Here is a 19,084-nt window from a genome sequence, read left to right as displayed (position 1 = left end):
CTCACAGGCGTTCGAAGGAGCGGCGGAGCTCCCAGTCGGTCACTGCGGCGTCGAAGGCTTCGAGCTCGACGCGGGCCATGTTGCGGTAGTGCGCGACGACGTCGTCGCCGAAGGCCGCCCTGGCGATCTCGCTCCTCTCCCAGAGTTCGGCGGCCTCGCGCAGCGTGGTGGGGACGTGGTCGTAGTCGGCGGTGTAGGCGTTGCTCCCGCACGGCTCGGGGAGTTCGAGACCCTTCTCGATGCCGTGGATGCCCGCTGCGATCAGTCCGGCGACGGCGAGGTACGGGTTGACGTCACCGCCGGGCAGCCGGTTCTCGAAGCGCATCGAGCGGCCGTGGCCGACGACGCGGAGCGAGCAGGTGCGGTTGTCGTGGCCCCAGGCGACGGCGGTCGGGGCGAAGGAACCCGGCTGGAAGCGTTTGTAGGAGTTGATGTTCGGTGCGTAGAGGAGGGAGAAATCGCGCAGGGCGGCCAGCTGTCCGGCGAGGAAGTGGCGCATCACCGGTGACATGCCGCCGTCCTCGCCCGCCATCACGCTGTGCCCGGCCTCGTCGGTGGACCGGAGTGAGAGGTGGATGTGGCAGGAGTTGCCCTCGCGCTCGTTGAACTTGGCCATGAAGGTGAGTGCGACGCCCTCCTGGGCGGCGATCTCCTTGGCGCCGGTCTTGTAGACGGCGTGCTGGTCACAGGTGACCAGGGCCTCGTCGTAACGGAACACGATCTCGTGCTGGCCGGGGTTGCACTCGCCCTTCGCGGACTCGACGGTGAGACCCGCGGCGGCCATTTCGTTGCGGATACGGCGCAGCAGCGGCTCTACGCGGCCGGTGCCGAGGACGGAGTAGTCGACGTTGTACTGGTTGGCCGGGGTCAGATCGCGGTAGTTGCGGTCCCAGGCCTGTTCGTAGGTGTCCTTGAAGACGATGAATTCGAGCTCGGTGCCGACATGGGCCGTGTAGCCGTGCTCGGCCAGGCGTTCCAGCTGGCGGCTCAGGATCCGGCGGGGCGCGGCGGCGACGGGCGAGCCGTCCTCCTGGGTGAGATCGGCCATGACCATGGCCGTGCCCTCGTTCCAGGGCACCAGGCGCAGGGTGGAAAGGTCGGCGTGCATGGCGAAGTCGCCGTAGCCGCGCTCCCAGGAGGACATCTCGAATCCGTCGACGGTGTTCATGTCGGTGTCGACGGCGAGCAGGTAGTTGCATCCCTCGGTGCCGTGCTCCACGACCTCGTCGAGGAAGAAGCGGGCAGCGAACCGTTTTCCCTGCAGCCGTCCCTGCATGTCGGGGAAGGCGAGGACGACGGTGTCGATCTCACCGCTTCTGACGAGGACGCGCAGCTCCTCGATCCCCAGCGGTGGTGTTCGGTCTGCCACGGGATACTCCTCCTTCGGTCAGCCGGAAGGCTTAAGGTATGCGAGAAAACCATTAATTGTGAAGGGGGACGGGACGTGGCCGCGGAGAGCGAGTTCACCGACCGCCTGATGCCCGTACTGCGGCCCGTCCGGGCGGGGAACGGCTTCGAGGAGGCGCTGGAGCAGATCCTCCAGGTGGTCAGGCTCGGGCTGGTGCCCGGCGGCGGGCGGCTGCCGGCCGAGCGCGAGCTGGCCGAGCTGCTGGGGATCAGCCGGGTCACGCTGCGCGAGGTACTGAAGGTCCTGCAGGACCAGGGCCTGGTGGAGAGCAGGCGTGGGCGGTACGGCGGCACGTTCGTGCTGCCCCGCACCGGCAGCCCCGGCGAGGACGAGCTGCGCCGGAAGGTGGAGTCGGTCGACATCGAGGACGTGCTGCGCTTCCGCGAGGTGCTGGAGGCCGGGGCGGCCGGACTGTGCGCCGCGCAGGGGCTGACGGACGAGGGTGCGGACCGGCTGCGTACGGCTCTGGCGGCGACTCACGAAGCACCTCTGCCCGACTACCGCAGGCGCGACACCCTGTTCCATCTGACCCTGGCGGAACTCTCCGGCTCCGCGTCCCTGACAGCGCAGTACGCGGCTGTCCGGGCCACCGTGAACGACCTGCTGGACTGCATACCGCTGCTCGTGCGGAACCTGGAGCATTCGCAGCATCAGCACGCGAGTCTCGTCGAGGCGGTTCTCGACGGGGACGCGGAGGCTGCGCGCGCGGTGATGCGCGAGCACTGTGCGGGTACGGCCGCGCTGCTGCGCGGATTCCTGGCCTGAGCGACGTGCCACCGGTTCCGCCTCGGTGACAGCCTCCGGAAACATAAAGGTATTCTCTGCCACCATTGAAACCATGGAACCGAGCCCGCCCGCGCAGGCGGCCGACCGGAGGGACCGCCCCGTGTCCGAACCTCTCATCGGCGTCTCCACCTATCTGGAGCCCGTGGCCCGCTGGGGTGTCTGGGAGCTGCCCGCCACCCTCCTCCCGGCCGCCTACCCGCGGATGGTCCAGCAGTCCGGCGGCCTGGCCGCCCTGCTCCCGCCGGACGCCCCCGCCCGGGCCGGGACCGCGGTAGCGCGGCTGGACGGCCTCGTCGTCGCGGGCGGCGCCGATGTGGAACCGGCGCTGTACGGAGCGGAGCGCGACTTCAGGACCGGTCCCCCCGCACAGGAGCGCGATGCCTGGGAGCTGGCCCTGATCCGGGCCGCGCTGGAGTCCGGTACGCCGCTGCTCGGCATCTGCCGCGGTATGCAGCTGCTCAATGTGGCGCTCGGCGGCACCCTGACCCAGCACCTCGACGGGCACACCGGTCCGCTGGGCGCGACCGGAGTCCTCGGCGCACACCCGGTGAAAACCGTACCGGGGACACTCTGCGCATCGATCGTGCCCGGCGAATCAGCCGTCCCCACCTACCACCACCAGTGCGTACAACGGCTCGCACCGGGACTCGTGGCTTCGGCGCACGCGGCGGACGGCACAATCGAGGCGATCGAACGGCCGGGACCTCAATGGGTGCTCGGGGTGCAGTGGCATCCGGAGATGGGCGACGACCCACGGCTGATGCAGGCCCTGGTGGCGGCATCGACGGCCCGGCTGGTCCCGGCCCGTACGCCGCCCGAGGACTTCGCACCGCCGCGGACCACGGGGGCGGGTGCCCGCGAGCGCTTGCGGCCTTAGCGGGTGCCGGCGACCGCGGAGGCCGCGGCCTCGAAAGAGGCGTCAGCAGGACGAACCGGCGCGCGGGCCGGACACGATATTCCCCGCTACGCGTCCCGCCCCGTCAGCGACAGCAGATCGCGCGCCGGACCCGTCGGACGGTGACCCGAGGGCCATACCGCGCGCAGCTGGCGCCTCAGCCGCACCCCGGCGATCGGAATCTTGACCAGGCGCCTGGAGGACAGCTCCTCGCCCAGCGCCAGTTCGCTCAGCACGCACGGTCCCGCCCCGCTCTCCGCCGCTCCCTTCACCGCGGTCGTCGAGGAGAGTTCGAGCAGCGGCTGGGCGAGGCCGCCGTGCACGGCGAGGGCCGCGTCCAGGACCTGGCGGGTGCCGGAGCCGTGCTCGCGCAGGATCAGCGGGGTCGCGGCCAGTTCCTGCGGGGTCAGGGCCGTACGGCGACGGGCCCACGCATGGGACGGGGCGACCACGACAACCAGGCGGTCATGGGCGATGACCGTGCCGTCGAGCCCTTCCGGCACGGACAGGCCCTCCACGAATCCGAGGTCGGCCTCGCCGACGAGCAGCCGCCCCGCGACCGCCGCCGAGTTTCCGGCGAGCAGCGAGACCGCGGTGTCCGGCCGTTCGGCACGCAGTGCTATCAGCCAGCCCGGCAGCAGGTATTCGGCGATGGTCATGGAAGCGGCCACCCGCAGCCGGGAGTCCCGCCGGTCGCGCAGCGCCTGCGCGCCCGCGTCGAATGCCTCGGCCGCCTCGACGATCCTGCGCGCCCAGTCGGTGACCAGCGCGCCCGCGTCGGTGAGCCGGGAGCCGCGCGGCGAGCGGTCCAGCAGGGCCAGGCCGAGCTGCCGTTCCATCGACCGGATGCGGCTGCTGGCCGCGGGCTGGCTGACGCCGATGTCCCGTGCCGCGCGCCCCAGGCTGCCGTGCCGGGCGACGGCGAGCAGCAGCTCCAGCGCACCGAGGTCGGGAACCCGGTGGGAGAGGGGAACATGTTCTTCACCGGTCATAAAGCCACCTTATGACCTCATAGACATGGAGTCCCTGGTGGGGCCCGGCCCGCGCCACGAAAATCGTGGCATGGCCATCTTTCCGCAGACGCAGCAGTCCCCAGCCCCGTATTCGGCCGCCCTGCGGCTGCCCCATCTGCGATACGTCGGCCCCAACTGGTACGCGACCGTCATGGGCACCGCGATCGTCGCGAGCGCGGGTGTCGCGCTGCCCGTGCACGTCCCGGGACTGCGGGGTGCCTGCACGGTGGTGTGGGCGCTCGCGACGATCATGCTCGCCGCGGTTCTCACGGCCCGTACCGGGCACTGGATCGCCCATCGCGACCAGGCCCGCACCCATCTGCTCGACCCCGCCGTCGCCCCGTTCTACGGCTGCCTCTCGATGGCGCTGCTGGCGGTCGGCGGCTCTTCGATGGTGGTCGGCCGGGACGTCATCGGCCACCGGGCGGCCCTGGCCGTGGACGTGGTGCTGTACACGGCGGGCACGGTGATCGGTCTGGCCGCCGCGGTCGCGATTCCGTATCTGATGGTCGTGCGCCACCGGGTGGAGCCCGGCACCGCGTCGCCGGTGTGGCTGCTGCCGGTGGTGGCCCCGATGGTCTCCGCGGCGCTCGGTCCGCTGCTGGTGCCGGAACTGCCCGCCGGTCAGTGGCAGGAGGCGATGCTGCTGGCCTGCTACGCGATGTTCGGCCTGAGTCTGCTGGCCACGCTGGTGATGCTGCCGCTGATCTTCGCCCGGCTCGTCCACCAGGGCCCGCTGCCGCTCGCGCTGACGCCCACGCTGTTCCTGGTCCTCGGCCCGCTGGGCCAGTCGACGACCGCGGTCAATCAGCTCGCCGATGTGGCGCCCGGGGCGATCCCGGCGCCGTATGCCTCGGGGTTCGAGGCGTTCGCCGTGCTGTACGGGGTGCCGGTGATGGGCTTCGCGCTGATGTGGCTGGCGCTGGCCCTCGCGCTGGTGGTGCGCGCCGTACGGAACGGCATGACCTTCAGCATGACGTGGTGGGGCTTCACCTTCCCGGTCGGAACGTGCGTCACGGGCGCCGCGGGCCTGGCCCGGCACACCGGCCTCACGGCGTACACCTGGCTGGCCGTGGCGCTGTACATGCTGCTGGTGACGGCATGGGCGGTGGCCGGGGTGCGGACGCTGCGCGGGCTGCTCAGCGGAGCGCTGCTCGCAGCGCCGCAGGCGCCTGCGCCAGTGACGGCCCGTACCAGGTGAGGAACCGCCCGTCGACGAGTGCGGCGGGCAGCGCGGGGAACGCTTCGGGGCCGTCGTCCGCGGTGAAGCGGTACGGCTCGTCGGGCAGGACGACCAGATCGGCGCCCGCCGTGTTGAGTTCGTCGAGCGGGATGCGGGGATAGCGCTCGACGTGGTCCGCGTAGACGTTCTCGACGCCCAGCCTGGCCAGCAGATCTCCGGCGAAGGTGTCGCGGCCCAGCACCATCCAGGGCCTGCGCCAGACGGGCACGACCGCACGGCGCGGGGCGCGGGGTGGCGGGAGCGCGGCCCAGGCGGCCTCGGCCTCGTCCAGCCAGCGCGGCCTGGCCCCGCCGCAGGCGGTGACCAGGACCCGTTCCAGTTCCTCGAACGCCTGGTCGAGGGTCCGGACATCAGTGACGAGCACCTCGATCCCGGCGGCCCTGAGGGCCGCGAGGTCGGGTTCGCGGTTCTCCTCCTGGTTGGCGACGACGAGATCGGGCCGGAGCGCGACGACCGCGGCCACGTCGGGATTCTTGGTGCCGCCGATACGGGCGGCGGTCAGACCGGCCGGGTGGGTGCACCAGTCGGTGACGCCGACCAGCAGGCCGGGGGCGGTGACGGCGACGGCCTCGGTGAGCGAGGGGACCAGGGACACGACTCGCACGGTGGGAAACCCCTCTCAGCGACGCGGGTCGAAGGTGGCGTCGATGTGCTCGGCGACCGCGACGACCAGCAGCCGCGTACCGGGCATCGTGGCCCGCCAGCGGTGCCGCACTCCGCCGGACAGAAAAAGTGTGTCGCCCTGCTCCAGCCGGTGCGCCTGCCCCTCGGCCTCCACCTCCGCGGCGCCCCGCACCACGTACATCACTTCGTCGTTGCGGTGCTGGAACTCGCGCCCGAGGTCGAGTTCACCGGTGAACTCCAGGGCGCTGAGCTGATGGCGTCCGCGCACCACCCTGCGTACCCCGTCGCCCTCGCCCGCCCGTACGACATCGACGGCACGCGCCGAGTCCGCGGCGGCACGCAGCCGTGCCGTGGTGGTCTCCAGGGCTTCGGCGACCCGGTCCAGGGACCGGGCACTGGGCCGGGCCCGCTCGTTCTCGATCTGGCTGAGGAACGGCACGGACAGACCACTGCGGTTCGCGACCGCGGCCAGTGTGAGCCCCAGGGATCTGCGCCGTCGGCGGACCGCGGCGCCCACGCGGAGTGCTTCCTTGTCGTCCATGTCCGGCTCCCTCCCGACTCGCCATCCTTCCGGCTGCCGGCACATTACGCATACGGTTACGCAAGGTCGCCCGGTTGATGAACGTCTTCCGGACAGCCGGAAGGGGCGGGCCCACCGACGGCGGCGCCCACCCCTTCCCTTTCACAGGCCCTGCAACAGCCCTACTGCGGAGCCATCTTGTCCGCGATGCCCGGGTTCTTCTCCATCCAGGCCTTCACGGCCTCTTCCTCATGGCCGGTACCGTGCTTCTGGATCTGGTTCTCCAGGCCGGCGAGCTGGTCCTCGCTCAGCTTGAAGTTCTTGAACCACTTCGTCAGCTGCGGGTACTGCTTCGGGAAGTCCTTGCTGGCGATGGTGTGCAGCCGGTCGCCGTTACCGAAGGCCTTCTCCGGGTCCTCCAGCTTGGTCATGCCGTACTCGTTGTACGCCCAGTGCGGCGTCCAGAGCAGCACCGCGATGGGCTCCTTCTTGGCGTACGCGCGCTTCAGCTCGGCGAGCATGCCGGGCGTCGAGGAGTCGACGACCTTGTACTCCTTGTCCAGGCCGTATGTCGGCAGCACGTTCTTCTTCAGGTTCTCCATCGTGGCGGTACCCGGCTCGATGCCGACGATCCGGCCCTTGAACTGCGAGGACTTGCCCTTGAGGTCGGCAAGGGACTTGACGTCCTTCACGTACGAGGGCACCGCGACCTCGATCGAGGTCGGGCCGTACCACGAACCGATGTCGGTCAGCTGCGAGCCGTACTTGGTCCAGTAGTTCTTCTGGGTGTAGGGCAGCCAGCCGTCGAACTGCACATCGATCTGGCCGCGGGACATCGCGGTGTACATCGGACCGACCTCGAACTGCTTGAGGTTGATCTTGTAGCCGCGCTTCTCCAGGACCGCCTTCCACAGGTACGTGGCGGCGATGTCCTCCTCCCAGGGGAACCAGGCCATCTCGACGGCGCGGTCGCGCTCGTCCTTGCCGCCCGCGTCCTTGGACGTTTTGTCCTTGGCGACGGGGGTCCACTTGCCGGCGACGCCCGGGTTGGCCTTCAGCCAGGTGCGGACAGCCTCCTGCTCGTTGCCGGAGCCGGCCTTCTGGATCTCCGCCTCGAGGCTCGTGAGCTGGTCCTCGCTCATCTTGAAGTTCTTGAGCCAGGTGCCGACCTCGGGGTTGTCGGCGGAGAAGCCCTTGCGGGCCAGGGTGTGAATGCCGTCGCCCTTGCCCCAGAGGTTCTTGGGGTCCTTGAGCTTGGTCAGTTCGAACTGGTTGTACGCCCAGTGCGGCGACCAGAGCGGGACGACGATCGGTTCCTTCTTGGCGTACGCGCGCTTCAGCTCGGCCAGCATCGACGGCGTGGAGCCGTCGACGACCTTGTACTCCTTGTCCAGGCCGTAGCCCGGCAGGATCTTGTCCTTGAGCAGGCCCATCTCACCGGCGCTCGGCTCGATGCCGACGATCCGGCCCTTGAACTGCGAGGACTTGCCCTTGAGGTCGTCCAGCGACCGGACGTCCTTCATGTACGACGGGACGGCCAGCTCCAGCGAGGTGGGGCCGTACCAGGAGCCCACGTCCTCCAGGCGGTCCTGGTACTTCTTCCAGTAGCTGGCATGGGTGACCGGAAGCCAGGAGTCGGTCTCGAAGTCAATCTGGCCGTTGGCCATACCGGTGTAGAGCGCACCGGCCTCGTACTGCTTGACGTCGACCTCGAAGCCTTGCCGCTCCAGCAACTCCTTCCACAGGAAGGTGGAGGCGATGCCCTCGTCCCACGGGATGTAGCCCATGTTGATCTTCTTGCCCGCACCGATTTTCGAACCGCCTGCGGCGGTTGCCTTGTCCGAGCCGGACGAGCCGAAGAGGCCCATGCCGCCCGCGACCAGTGCGAGGACGACGATGCCGACGACCGCGACGACGGGCTGCGGGCGGTGGTTCCAGACCTTCAGTCCACCGGCCATCGACTGCGCCCTGGCGAGGGCGCGGCGGGCGAGCGGGGAGACCTCGCGGCCGAGCGCGCCGGTCATCCGGTCCAGGTACATCGCCACGATGACGATGGAGATGCCGGCCTCGAAGCCGAGGCCCACGTCGACGTTGCCGATGGCGCGGTAGACGGCGCCGCCGAGGCCGCCGCCGCCGACCATGCCGGCGATGACCACCATGGACAGGCCCAGCATGATGACCTGGTTGATGCCCGCCATGATCGTGGGCAGGGCGAGCGGCAGCTGCACCCGCAGCAGGGTGTTGCGCCGGGTGGTGCCGAATGCTTCGGCCGCCTCGACGAGTTCGCCGTCGACCTGGCGGATGCCGAGCTCGGTCATCCGGACGCCCGGGGGCAGCGAGAAGATGATGGTGGCGATGATGCCGGGGACGACGCCGACGCCGAAGAAGATGACGCCGGGGATCAGATAGACCATGGCGGGCATGGTCTGCATGAAGTCCAGGACGGGCCGGGTCACCGCGCTGACGGTCTTGGAGCGGGACGCCCAGATGCCCAGCGGTACGGCCAGTACCAGCGCGATGATGGTGGCGACGAGCACCAGGGTGAGGGTGTCCATCGCTTCGTCCCACAGCTCGACGGAGTCGATGACGGCGAAGCCGACGAAGGCGAGCACACCCGCGAGCAGACCGCGCAGCCACCAGGCGATGACGGCGACGATGCCCGCGAAGAGCAGCGGTGCGGGGGCGGAGAGCACGGCGGCTATGCCGTCGAACATGCCGCTGACGATCGAGCTGATCGCGTCGAACAGCCAGGACAGGTGGGTCTGCAGCCAGTCGACCGCGGAGTCGACCCAGTCACCGAGAGGAAGCCTAAACATTGGCCACCTTCTTCACGGTGGTCGTGACGTCCTGCGGGGCCTCGGCGGGGCTCATCGGCTCACCGAGGACGGCGAGCAGCCGGGCGCGCGGTACGACACCGACGAGCTTGCCCTTGGCGTCGGTCACGGCGACCGCGACTCCGCTCTGCGAGCAGGGTGTGAAGAGCTCGATGATCGGCGTGGACTCGGTGACGGTGGCAGGAGCGGCCCTGAGGACGTCGTCGGCGGTACGCAGTTCCTCGCCGTCGTCCGTGCTGGTGCCCATGACGGTGTGCGGTTCGGCCATGATGGCGCCCGCGGTCAGCACCCGGGTGCGGTCGACGTCCTGGGTGAAGGAGGCGACGTAGTCGTTGGCCGGGGTGACGAGGATGTCCTCGGCGGTGCCGAGCTGGACGATCTTCCCGTCGCGCATCACGGCGATACGGTCGCCGAGGCGCATGGCCTCGTTGAGGTCGTGGGTGATGAAGACGATGGTCTTCTTCAGGCGCTTCTGCAGTTCGAGCAGCTGGTCCTGCATGTCGCGGCGGATCAGCGGGTCGAGCGCGCTGAAGGACTCGTCCATCAGCAGCAGGTCGGCGTCGGTGGCCAGGGCGCGGGCCAGGCCGACACGCTGCTGCATACCGCCGGACAGCTCGTCGGGCCAGGACTTCTCCCAGCCGGCGAGGCCGGTCATCTCCAGCGCCTCGGTGGCGCGCTTCTCGCGCTCGGCGCGCGGCACACCCTGCACTTCGAGGCCGTACGCGGCGTTCTCCAGCACGCTCCGGTGAGGGAAGAGCGCGAAATGCTGGAACACCATGCTGATCTTGGAGGACCGGACATGGCGCAGTTCTGCGGGGCTCAGGGCGGTCAGGTCCTGGCCGTCGAACAGCACGCGTCCGGCTGTGGGCTCCAGAAGTCCGTTGAGCATGCGCAGCAACGTGGACTTTCCGGACCCGGACAGACCCATCACGACGAAGATCTGTCCCGGTTCGACGGTGAACGAGGCGTCGATCACCGCTGCGGTCGTTCCGTCGGCGCGCAGCTCGTCGCGGTCGGCGCCGCTTTCGAGCTTCTGCACGGCTTGATCGGGTCGTCTGCCGAACACTTTGTACAAGTGCTCAGCTTGCAGCCTTGACACATACACCTCGCGGGTTGAACCGAAAAACGGTCTGCCACCCCCTCCGGCAGACCGTGGAGCAGCGCGGATTCGGTCCGCATGACACGTGCACTGGTTGAAACTGCTACGTGATCCGCTCCGGCTGCGCGCCTGCCCTCACTTACACGAGCCAAACACAAGAGTGACTCAGGTCACCCGCAGGCGGCCGCCGCCGGGGACTGGCCCCCTCTCGCCCCGGTGTCCGCGACGGCCGGTGTCAGTGGGGTGCGGCATCATCGGGGTGTGACGCGACGCCTGATGCTCCTCGACACCGCTTCCCTCTACTACCGCGCCTACTTCGGGGTTCCCGATTCGGTGCGCGCCCCGGACGGGACCCCGGTCAACGCCGTGCGCGGGCTGCTCGACTTCATCGGGCGCCTGGTGCAGGACCACCGGCCGGACGACCTGGTCGCCTGCATGGACGCGGACTGGCGGCCGCACTGGCGGGTGGAGCTGATCCCTACGTACAAGGCGCACCGCGTCGCGGTGGAGACCGCCGAGGGGCTGCCCGACGAGGAGGAGACCCCCGACACACTGGCACCGCAGGTGCCGGTCATCGAGGACGTCCTCGATGCGCTCGGCATCGCCCGGGTCGGCGTCGCGGACTACGAGGCGGACGATGTGATCGGCACGCTCACCGGTCTGGCCACCGGCCCCGTGGACATCGTCACCGGCGACCGGGATCTCTATCAGCTGGTCGACGACGCCCGCGGGGTGCGGGTGCTCTATCCCCTGAAGGGGGTCGGCTCGCTCCAGCTGACGGACGAGGCGTGGCTGCGGGAGAAGTACGGGGTGGACGGCTCCGGCTATGTCGATCTGGCCCTGCTGCGCGGCGACCCGAGCGACGGGCTGCCCGGCGTTCCCGGCATCGGCGAGAAGACGGCGGCGAAACTGCTGGACGCCTTCGGCGATCTGGCCGGGATCATGGCCGCGGTGGACGATCCCGCCGCCAGGCTGACACCCTCGCAGCGCAAGCGCCTCGACGAGGCCCGGGACTATGTGGCCGTCGCACCGAAGGTGGTCCGCGTCGCCGGTGACGTACCCCTGCCCGAGTTCGACCCCACGCTGCCCACCGAGCCACGCGATCCCGCCGCCCTCGAAGCCCTCGCGAAGCAGTGGGGGCTGGGCGGTGCCCTGCAGCGCCTGCTCTCCACACTGCGCGACTGAGGTGCTAGCTTAGGTAAGCCTAAGCAATCGGAGCAGGGAGAACCTCGTGGCAGAACGACCGGCACGGCAGGCACCCAAGGCGCAGGGGGCCCACGTTCTGCGCACCGAGCGGATCACCCCTCACATGGTGCGCGTGGTGCTCGGCGGTGACGGCCTCGCCGGCTTCGGACTCTCCGGGTTCACCGACCACTACGTCAAGCTCTGCTTCGCTCCCGAGGGTGCGAAGTACGCGCACCCGTTCGACATGCCCCGTATCCGTGAGGAGCAGCCGCGGGAGCTGTGGCCCACCACTCGCACCTACACGGTGCGCTCCTGGGATCCGGTCACCCGGGAGCTGGCCATCGACTTCGTGGTCCACGGCGACGAGGGCCTCGCCGGACCCTGGGCGATGCGGGCGGTCGCGGGTGACCAGGTGACCTTCCTCGGCCCGGGCGGGGGCTACGGCCCGGACGCCTCGGCGGACTGGCACCTCCTGGCCGGCGACGAGAGCGCTCTGCCGGCCATCGCCGCCGCCCTGGAGCAGATGCCGGCGGGTGCGGTGGTGCACGCGTTCGTCGAGGTGGCGGACGCCTCGGAGGAGCAGAAGATCGCGACACCCGACGGGGTCGAGGTGACCTGGCTGCACCGCGGTGAGCGCCCGGTCGGCGAGTCGCTGACAGCCGCGGTCAAGGAGCTGGAGTTCCCGGCGGGCGAGGTCCAGGCATTCATTCACGGCGAGGCGGGCTTCGTGAGGGAGATCCGCCGCCATCTGCGCCTGGACCGCAAGATCCCGCTTACCCAGCTGTCCATCTCCGGCTACTGGCGGCTCGGCCAGAACGACGACGCCTGGCGCTCGGTCAAGCGCGAGTGGAACGCACAGGTGGAGCGCGAGCAGGAGAGCGTGGCGTAACGCCGACTCACTCGCGTATGCCCCGGTCCCCGACCGGGGCATACGCGTTCCCGGGGCGCCGGCTCATCCACCGGCGGCATCCACCGCCGCCCCGTCGTCGCCGCCGCCCGGGCCACCCTCGCCGTCGCCGTCGTACGCTCGCGAGGACGCGTCCACATGCGCGAGCCGTCGCAACGCGCTGAACATCGCCTCCCCCAGCACCGTGCCGACGACCACGCTCTCCACCAGGTCCTCGCGCGCCACCCGCCGCCCCACGTAGTCGAGGTCGGCCCGCGCGACCGGTTCGGCGGCGGCCGCGTAGTCGTCGAGCAGTCCGACGAATCCGCCGTGCCCGGCCCGCCGCAGCGCGACGAGCACCCCGGCCAGACACTCACCGGCCGGGCTGCCCGCCTCGGCCCGCCAGCCGCGCCGTTCCAGCAGCTCCGCCACCTCGTCGCGGGCGTCGTCCAGTTCGGGCCCCGGCTCGCCCCCCTGAAGCGGAGTCAGGCGCTTCGCCGCGACACCCAGCACCTGGTGCACCGGCTGCTCCGGGTCCTCGACCGCCCGGAGCACATCCCCGATGGCCGCGAGCGAGAGCCCGCCGACATCCAGCAGGGCGCGGATCAGCCGCAGCCTGCGCTCATGACCGGAGTCGTAACTCGCCTGGTTCGGGCTGGTCAACTGCCCGGCGGGCAGCAGCCCTTCACGTACATAGAACTTGATCGTCGGTACCGGAACCCCGGACCTGCGACTCAACTCACCGATGCGCACCGCGTGTTCTTCCTTCCGCGCTTGCCAACCCCCAACCCATCATAGATAGTTCCACTATCGGATAGTAGGAAGTACTGCTATCCATAATTTCAAGGGGGATCCTCATGTCTTCATGGGCTTCATGGCGTTCATGGCACCGGCCATTAGTCCTCTTCGCCGCGGCGATGGCCGTCATGACGGTCGTATCGGCGGTGGGGCTGATGGTCGACGACCGGGTCCTGGCAGGCGCGGCGATCTGGTTCAAGCCGTTCAAGTTCGCGGTCTCGTTCGCCGTCTACACACTCGCGCTCGCCTGGATGCTGACGCTGGTCACCCGTGGCCGGCGCGTCGGCTGGTGGGCCGGGACCGTGGTCGCGTTGTCCAGCCTGGGCGAGATGGTGATCATCACCGGCCAGGTGATCCGCGGCAAGCGCAGCCATTTCAACCACGCCACGCCGTTCGACGAGACGCTGTTCAACCTGATGGGCATCACCGTCGCCGTGCTCTGGACCGGCACGCTGGTCATAGCCATCCTGCTGCTGCGCGCCCGGATCGCGGACCGCGCCGCCGCCTGGGCGATCCGCTCGGCTGTCCTGCTCGCCCTGGTGGGTGCCGGATTCGGTTTCCTGATGACGCAGCCCACGCCCGAGCAGCGGGCGGCCGGGAATCTCGACACCGCCGATGTGATCGGCGCGCATTCCGTCGGCGTACCGGACGGCGGCCCGTCGATGCCCTTCACCGGCTGGTCGACGACGGGCGGGGATCTGCGCATACCGCACTTCGTCGGCATGCACGCGCTCCAACTGCTGCCGCTCTTCCTGCTCGCGCTGGTCGCCCTGGCCCCGCGCTTCCCCCGGCTGCGCGACCCGCGGGTCCGGCTGCGGTTGGTGCTGGTCGCCTCCGGCGCGTACGCGGCGGTCGTCGCGCTGGTCACCTGGCAGGCGCTGCGCGGTCAGCCGCTGATCCACCCGGACGGCGCGACGCTCGTCGCCGCGGCCCTGATCACGGCGGCGACCGCTGTCTGCGGCTATGGAGCGCTGAGGCCAACTGCCGCACCACAGAAGGCCGATTCAGATTCCGTCTCCAATTCCGCCGACAAGGAGCTCTTGGCATGACCGGTGCACTCTTCGAGATCTCGTTCTTCCTGGCAGCCCCGTTCTGGCTGCTCGTGATCCTCGCGCCGAACTGGCGTCCCACGGCGCGTATCGCCGCATCCCCGCTCACCGTCCTGCCGGTGCTTGTGCTCTATCTGGTCATGGCCGTGCCGGTCTTCCCCGAGCTCTGGGACGCGGTGCGCAGCCCCGACATCGACACCTTCCGCGACCTGACGGCCCTGGCGAACGGGACAGGGGCGATCTGGGCGCAGGTCATCGCCTGGGATCTGCTGCTCGGCCAGTGGATATTCCTGGAAGGACGCCGGCTGGGGATCTCCCCGCTGGCGATGGGGCCACTGCTGGTGCTGACGATTGTGCTGTCACCCTTCGGGCTGCTGGTCTTTCTCGCGCTACGGGCGGCGCTACGGCCGAAGGCCCGGCCCGGGAACGGAATCCCGGCCCGGGCCGGTCACGCGTCGCTGCGGTGAGGGCGCCCGTCAGACGGACTTCTGGTACGAGCGGAACGTACGGGTCGACAGCCAGACCGCCGCCACCGCAAGGACCAGAAGGGCTCCCCCGCGGCTGAGCACCAGATTCCGGTCGGGGTCGGCGGTCAGCGCCGAACGTCCCGCCACCATCGCCCAGTTGACCGGGTTGAAGTCGGCGATGTGCCGCATCCAGGACGGCATCTGGCTCGGGGCCATGAAGGAGGAGGAGAGGAAGGTCAGCGGCAGCAGCAGAAAGGTGTTGATGCCGATGATCGACTCGCGCTGACGAACCAGCATGCCCAGGGCGTTGGAGAGCGCGCCGAAGACCGTACCGAGCAGGATCGAGGCGACGACCAGGATGAGCAGCCCGCCCGCACCGCCCGGGTAAGTGGCCCCGGCGGCCCAGCCGAGCAGCACGATGATGACGGACTGCACAGCGGTGCTGATGCCGTTCTGTACGACATTGGCGTTCATCAGCGCGTTACGGCTGACCGGCGTGGTCAAAAAGCGGTTGAGCGTGCCCCGCTCGATCTCCTCCAGGGTGCCCATGCCGGCCCACATGCTCGATCCGAGGGCGCTCATCACCACGATGCCCGGGATCAGGTAGTCCAGATAGGACGTGGTACCGAAGCCTCCCAGTTCGACGACCTTCTTGAAGAGGTTGCCGAACAGGAACAGCCAGATCACCGGCTGGATCAAGGAGATCACCAGGAAGACCGGCTGCCGGATGATCGCCATGAGCTGACGCTGGGTCATGTACCAGGTCTGGGCGAGAACTTGGCTGTTCATCGGGTGCCTCCTGCGGGGGTGAAGGCAGGGATCTGCCGGACGTCCGCTGCTTCGGCCTCGGAGAAACGGCGTCCGGCATAGCGCAGATAGACGTCGTCGAGGGAGGGGCGGGCCACGGTGGCGGCGGCGACCGCAGCGCCGGCCCGCTCCAGGGCGGCGAGCAGCACGGGAACGGCCGCGGCGCCGTCCTCGGCGCGGACGCTCACCCGGCGGCCGTCGACCAGCGCCTCGTACACCCCGGGCAGTCCGGTCAGCGCGGCGTCGATCGCCCTTGCATCGCCTTCGGCGCGCAGCTCCATGTGGACGGCGTCGCCCCTGAGTTCGCCCTTGAGTTCGTCGGGACTGCCCTCGACGACGACCCGGCCGCGGTCGACGATCGCGATGCGCTCGGCGAGCCGGTCGGCCTCCTCCAGATAGTGCGTCGTGAGGACGATGGTCAGTCCCTCGTCGCCGGCCAGCCGGGAGATCTCGTCCCACATGGCTGTGCGGGCCTCGGGGTCGAGCCCGGTGGTGGGTTCGTCGAGGAAGAGCACCTCGGGGCGGTGAACCAGGCCGAGCGCCACGTCGAGGCGTCGCTGCATACCGCCGGAGTACCCCTTGACCTGGCGCTTCGCGGCGTCGGCGAGGTCGAAGCGGTCCAGCAGTTCATCGGCGCGGCGTTGGACGGCGGCGCCCCGCATCCCGTACAGCCTCCCCTGGAGCAGGAGGTTCTCGCGGCCGGTGGCGACCGGGTCGGCGCCGGGCTTCTGGGCGACGACGCCGATCGCGCGGCGGACCCGGTCGGGGTGGCGCAGGACGTCGTGTCCGGCGACGGTCGCGGTGCCGGAGTCGGGGCGGGCCAGGGTGGTGAGGATCTTGACGGTGGTGGACTTTCCGGCGCCGTTGGGGCCGAGGAGTCCGAAGACCGTGCCGGCATCGACGTCGAGGTCCATGCCGCCCAGTGCGGTGACATCGCCGGGATAGGTCTTGATCAGATTTCGCGCCGCCACTGCGGGCGCACGGGTGCTCATGACAGAGCTCTCCTGTGGTCAGCGGGGTGCTCGGGTCCACCGAGCACTCGGGCATGCCGAGCCGATCCGCGTGAAGAGCGCCGGGCTATCCTGGGTGTGCCGCACCTCGATCGCCCGGCTCGCCTTCACGGCATGGCCGGTCCGGGGTTCGAGACCCCGGCGGTTGCTGCTCCAACAGCTCCCACCGGGGTCTTTTTCTGCGGTGTCGCTTCTGCTACGCCTTCCGCTCAGGGTCAAGAACGATCTCCTGCTGGTCCAAGTCCTGCCAGTCCTGCGGGACTTCACCGGTTTCATGGAAGGACTTCCACTCCTCGATGCCGCTGATCGAGGCGTCGGTGAGTTCCTTGTGGAAGTTCTTGATCCACTCCAGCTGTGCGTCGATCATGTGGAGCTGATACTCGGTCTCGACGACGAAGACGCGGGGCAGCTTCTCCCCCAGCTGACCGAGGATCCCCCGGAGAGCCGCGGCCTGGACCGCCAGCGCCGCCTCCCGGGTCTCCATCAACTCCGCCACATCCTCCGGCGGCAGCACCGGCAGAAGCGAGAGGGCCGTCTCGAAGACCGGGTATTCGACGGCCGGAACAGCGAGCAGACCGGAGAGCCAGTCGAGCATTTCCGCACGCCCGGCCTCGGTGATGCCGTAGAGCGTGCGCTCGGGGCGGTTGCCCTGCCGCTGGACGCCCGCGACCTCGACGTAACCGTGCTTCTCCAGGTTCTGGACGACGGTGTACAGCGAGCCGAAATTGATCTTGACGCTGTGCTCCTTGCCGCGCCGGCGAAGCGTCTGGGCGATCTCGTACGGATGCATGGAACGCTCGGCGAGCAGCACCATGACCGTCAGCGCCAGTGGATTGCCGAGCTTTCGCCGCTTGGCCACTCGCCCCACCGCCCTTCACTCCGCCTACGAATACTCGTGAACGAACATATCGCGTTCACCCGGACGCGTCAACCACGATGTATCGCGAATTTCGGGATGCGTGGAAGGATCTCGCGCACTGACCAATCCGTGCTGCCGTCGGCTCCGGATCACTCGGAGAACCGATGTGCGATCAGGGAGGAAGCCCGCGTGAAAGAAGCCGTGTACATCAGCGGAGCGCCCTCGGCGGGGCCCGATCTCCAGTCGCTGATGGGGCTGGTCGCCCGGGGCGATCAGGATGCCTTCACCAAGGTGTACGACGCGGTCAGCGGGCCCGTCCTCGGGCTGGTACGGAGCGTGCTGCGCGATCCCGCCCAGTCGGAGGAGGTCGCGCAGGAAGTCCTGGTCGAGGTGTGGCGGACGGCCCCTCGCTTCCGGGCCTCCCGCGGCAGCGCGATGAACTGGGTGCTGACGCTTGCTCACCGCCGGGCCGTGGACCGGGTGCGTTCGGCCGAGGCATCGGCGGCCCGTGAGCACAGGGCGGCACTGCTGGACCGTACGCCCGCCTTCGACGAGGTCACCGAGCAGGTGGAGAGCCGGCTGGAGCGCGAACAGGTCCGCCGCTGCATGCGGACGCTCTCCGAGCTGCAACAGCAGTCCGTGACCCTCGCCTACTACCGGGGGCTGACCTACCGAGAAGTGTCGGAGCTCCTCTCCGTACCGCTCGGGACGATCAAGACACGACTGCGCGACGGGCTGATCCGGCTGCGCGACTGCCTCGGGGTGAGCGTATGAGCAATGCCGAACTGCACACGCTGACCGGGGCATACGCCCTGCACGCCCTGTCGGACACCGAGCGGGTGGACTTCGAACGGCATCTCGGCGACTGCGAGGCCTGCGCCGTCGAGGTGCGCGAGCTGTCCGAGACCGCCACCCGGCTGGGCCTCGCGGTGGCCGAGCCCCCACCGCGCGGGCTGCGGGACTGGGTGCTGCGGGAGATCACGACCGTACGGCAGGAGTCGCCGTCGGGCGCCGGTCGGGACCGCTCGGGCGCGGCCGCCCAGGGCGACAGCACAACGGCGCGAGGTGCCGGCAGTACGGGGCTGGGCGGCCGGTCGCCGAGGTACGCGCTCGCCGCCTGTCTCGCCGCCGCCGTCGGATTCGGCGGGATCGCCGTCTGGCAGTACCGGGCGGCCCAGGACGCCCGGCAGGAGGCGCGGGCGGCGCAGCAGCGGAACGAGCAGCTGGCCCGGGTCCTCGCCGCTCCGGACGCCAGGGCCTCCTCCGGCACGATGAAGGGCGGCGCGAAGGGAACGATCGTGGTCTCGCAGAGTGAGAACCGGGCCGTGTTCATGACCTCGGGAATGCGGCAGCCGCCCGGCGGCAAGGTGTATCAGCTGTGGTTCGACGACCACGGCACCATGCGTTCCGCCGGGCTGATGAACATCCCGGCCGCGAGCGGCACCGTCCTGCTGGACGGCCCGGTCGACGGTGCGTCGGGCATAGGAATCACGGTGGAACCGGCCGGCGGCTCCGCGCAGCCGACGTCCGCGCCGCTGACGCTGATGAACTTTCCGGCAGCATGACCGGGCCGGTCCGCCGGGCGGACTCGTCCGGCGAAC

The 19,084-nt window shown here is 69.7% G+C and carries 19 protein-coding genes; 9 read left to right on the top strand and 10 right to left on the bottom strand.

What is annotated here, in order from left to right:
• Position 1: 1 nt before the first annotated feature.
• Positions 2 to 1,369 (bottom strand): glutamine synthetase family protein, encoded by a 1,368-nt coding sequence (locus OG609_RS33025; protein ID WP_327276177.1) that lies wholly within the window; start codon positions 1,367 to 1,369, stop codon positions 2 to 4.
• A gap of 108 nt (positions 1,370 to 1,477) precedes the next feature.
• On the opposite strand from OG609_RS33025, the gene OG609_RS33020 reads away from it, so the two are divergent.
• Both OG609_RS33020 and OG609_RS33015 read left to right on the top strand, forming a co-directional pair.
• The gene (locus OG609_RS33020; RefSeq protein ID WP_327278275.1) at positions 1,478 to 2,173 is read left to right on the top strand and encodes a FadR/GntR family transcriptional regulator; all 696 of its coding nucleotides are present in this window, start codon (positions 1,478 to 1,480) and stop codon (positions 2,171 to 2,173) included.
• A 73-nt stretch (positions 2,174 to 2,246) separates the two neighbouring features.
• Positions 2,247 to 3,071, top strand: coding sequence for a gamma-glutamyl-gamma-aminobutyrate hydrolase family protein (locus tag OG609_RS33015; protein ID WP_327276176.1), 825 nt, complete (start codon positions 2,247 to 2,249; stop codon positions 3,069 to 3,071).
• Positions 3,072 to 3,157: 86 nt separating this feature from the next.
• On the opposite strand, the gene OG609_RS33010 is transcribed toward OG609_RS33015, so the two are convergent.
• Complete coding sequence (locus tag OG609_RS33010) at positions 3,158 to 4,081, bottom strand: LysR family transcriptional regulator (protein ID WP_327276174.1); 924 nt, start codon at positions 4,079 to 4,081, stop codon at positions 3,158 to 3,160.
• Between the two features lie 70 nt (positions 4,082 to 4,151).
• Between OG609_RS33010 and OG609_RS33005 the strand changes: the two genes are divergently transcribed.
• The gene (locus OG609_RS33005) at positions 4,152 to 5,303 is read left to right on the top strand and encodes a TDT family transporter (RefSeq protein WP_327276173.1); all 1,152 of its coding nucleotides are present in this window, start codon (positions 4,152 to 4,154) and stop codon (positions 5,301 to 5,303) included.
• Here the strand turns inward: OG609_RS33005 and OG609_RS33000 are convergent.
• The 4 genes from OG609_RS33000 to OG609_RS32985 all read right to left on the bottom strand — a co-directional run bounded on the left by OG609_RS33000 (position 5,242) and on the right by OG609_RS32985 (position 10,362).
• Positions 5,242 to 5,949 (bottom strand): helical backbone metal receptor, encoded by a 708-nt coding sequence (locus OG609_RS33000; RefSeq protein WP_327276172.1) that lies wholly within the window; start codon positions 5,947 to 5,949, stop codon positions 5,242 to 5,244. The genes OG609_RS33005 and OG609_RS33000 overlap by 62 nt on opposite strands.
• Positions 5,950 to 5,964: 15 nt before the next feature.
• The gene (locus OG609_RS32995) at positions 5,965 to 6,510 is read right to left on the bottom strand and encodes a helix-turn-helix domain-containing protein (protein WP_327276171.1); all 546 of its coding nucleotides are present in this window, start codon (positions 6,508 to 6,510) and stop codon (positions 5,965 to 5,967) included.
• Positions 6,511 to 6,671: 161 nt separating this feature from the next.
• Positions 6,672 to 9,305 (bottom strand): ABC transporter permease/substrate binding protein, encoded by a 2,634-nt coding sequence (locus tag OG609_RS32990; protein WP_327276170.1) that lies wholly within the window; start codon positions 9,303 to 9,305, stop codon positions 6,672 to 6,674.
• Positions 9,298 to 10,362 (bottom strand): quaternary amine ABC transporter ATP-binding protein, encoded by a 1,065-nt coding sequence (locus OG609_RS32985; RefSeq protein ID WP_327276169.1) that lies wholly within the window; start codon positions 10,360 to 10,362, stop codon positions 9,298 to 9,300. Before OG609_RS32985 ends, OG609_RS32990 begins: the two co-directional genes overlap by 8 nt.
• A gap of 336 nt (positions 10,363 to 10,698) precedes the next feature.
• On the opposite strand from OG609_RS32985, the gene OG609_RS32980 reads away from it, so the two are divergent.
• On the top strand, positions 10,699 to 11,607 hold the full coding sequence (locus OG609_RS32980; RefSeq protein WP_327278274.1) for a 5'-3' exonuclease: 909 nt from the start codon (positions 10,699 to 10,701) through the stop codon (positions 11,605 to 11,607).
• Positions 11,608 to 11,653: 46 nt separating this feature from the next.
• Positions 11,654 to 12,496 (top strand): siderophore-interacting protein, encoded by an 843-nt coding sequence (locus OG609_RS32975; protein WP_327276168.1) that lies wholly within the window; start codon positions 11,654 to 11,656, stop codon positions 12,494 to 12,496.
• 63 nt (positions 12,497 to 12,559) lie between these two features.
• On the opposite strand, the gene OG609_RS32970 is transcribed toward OG609_RS32975, so the two are convergent.
• Positions 12,560 to 13,246, bottom strand: a complete 687-nt coding sequence (locus OG609_RS32970; protein ID WP_327276167.1) for a MerR family transcriptional regulator — start codon at positions 13,244 to 13,246, stop codon at positions 12,560 to 12,562.
• A 164-nt stretch (positions 13,247 to 13,410) separates the two neighbouring features.
• Between OG609_RS32970 and OG609_RS32965 the strand changes: the two genes are divergently transcribed.
• Together OG609_RS32965 and OG609_RS32960 are read left to right on the top strand one after the other, a co-directional pair.
• Complete coding sequence (locus OG609_RS32965) at positions 13,411 to 14,340, top strand: hypothetical protein (protein WP_327276166.1); 930 nt, start codon at positions 13,411 to 13,413, stop codon at positions 14,338 to 14,340.
• Positions 14,337 to 14,807, top strand: a complete 471-nt coding sequence (locus OG609_RS32960) for an ABA4-like family protein (RefSeq protein WP_327276165.1) — start codon at positions 14,337 to 14,339, stop codon at positions 14,805 to 14,807. The genes OG609_RS32965 and OG609_RS32960 overlap by 4 nt, the downstream gene beginning before the upstream one ends.
• 9 nt (positions 14,808 to 14,816) lie before the next feature.
• On the opposite strand, the gene OG609_RS32955 is transcribed toward OG609_RS32960, so the two are convergent.
• The 3 genes from OG609_RS32955 to OG609_RS32945 form a co-directional block, all read right to left on the bottom strand.
• Entirely contained in the window at positions 14,817 to 15,596 is a 780-nt protein-coding gene (locus OG609_RS32955; RefSeq protein ID WP_327276164.1) for an ABC transporter permease, read from the bottom strand.
• Complete coding sequence (locus OG609_RS32950; RefSeq protein ID WP_327276163.1) at positions 15,593 to 16,606, bottom strand: ATP-binding cassette domain-containing protein; 1,014 nt, start codon at positions 16,604 to 16,606, stop codon at positions 15,593 to 15,595. The genes OG609_RS32955 and OG609_RS32950 overlap by 4 nt, the downstream gene beginning before the upstream one ends.
• Positions 16,607 to 16,820: 214 nt before the next feature.
• On the bottom strand, positions 16,821 to 17,483 hold the full coding sequence (locus OG609_RS32945) for a PadR family transcriptional regulator (RefSeq protein ID WP_327276162.1): 663 nt from the start codon (positions 17,481 to 17,483) through the stop codon (positions 16,821 to 16,823).
• A gap of 189 nt (positions 17,484 to 17,672) precedes the next feature.
• On the opposite strand from OG609_RS32945, the gene OG609_RS32940 reads away from it, so the two are divergent.
• Entirely contained in the window at positions 17,673 to 18,257 is a 585-nt protein-coding gene (locus tag OG609_RS32940) for a sigma-70 family RNA polymerase sigma factor (protein WP_327276161.1), read from the top strand.
• The gene (locus OG609_RS32935; RefSeq protein WP_327276160.1) at positions 18,254 to 19,048 is read left to right on the top strand and encodes an anti-sigma factor; all 795 of its coding nucleotides are present in this window, start codon (positions 18,254 to 18,256) and stop codon (positions 19,046 to 19,048) included. The genes OG609_RS32940 and OG609_RS32935 overlap by 4 nt, the downstream gene beginning before the upstream one ends.
• Positions 19,049 to 19,084 lie beyond the last annotated feature (36 nt).

The organism is Streptomyces sp. NBC_01224 (assembly GCF_036002945.1).
Taxonomy (GTDB): domain Bacteria; phylum Actinomycetota; class Actinomycetes; order Streptomycetales; family Streptomycetaceae; genus Streptomyces.
This window is presented reverse-complemented; position numbering and strand designations above follow the sequence as displayed.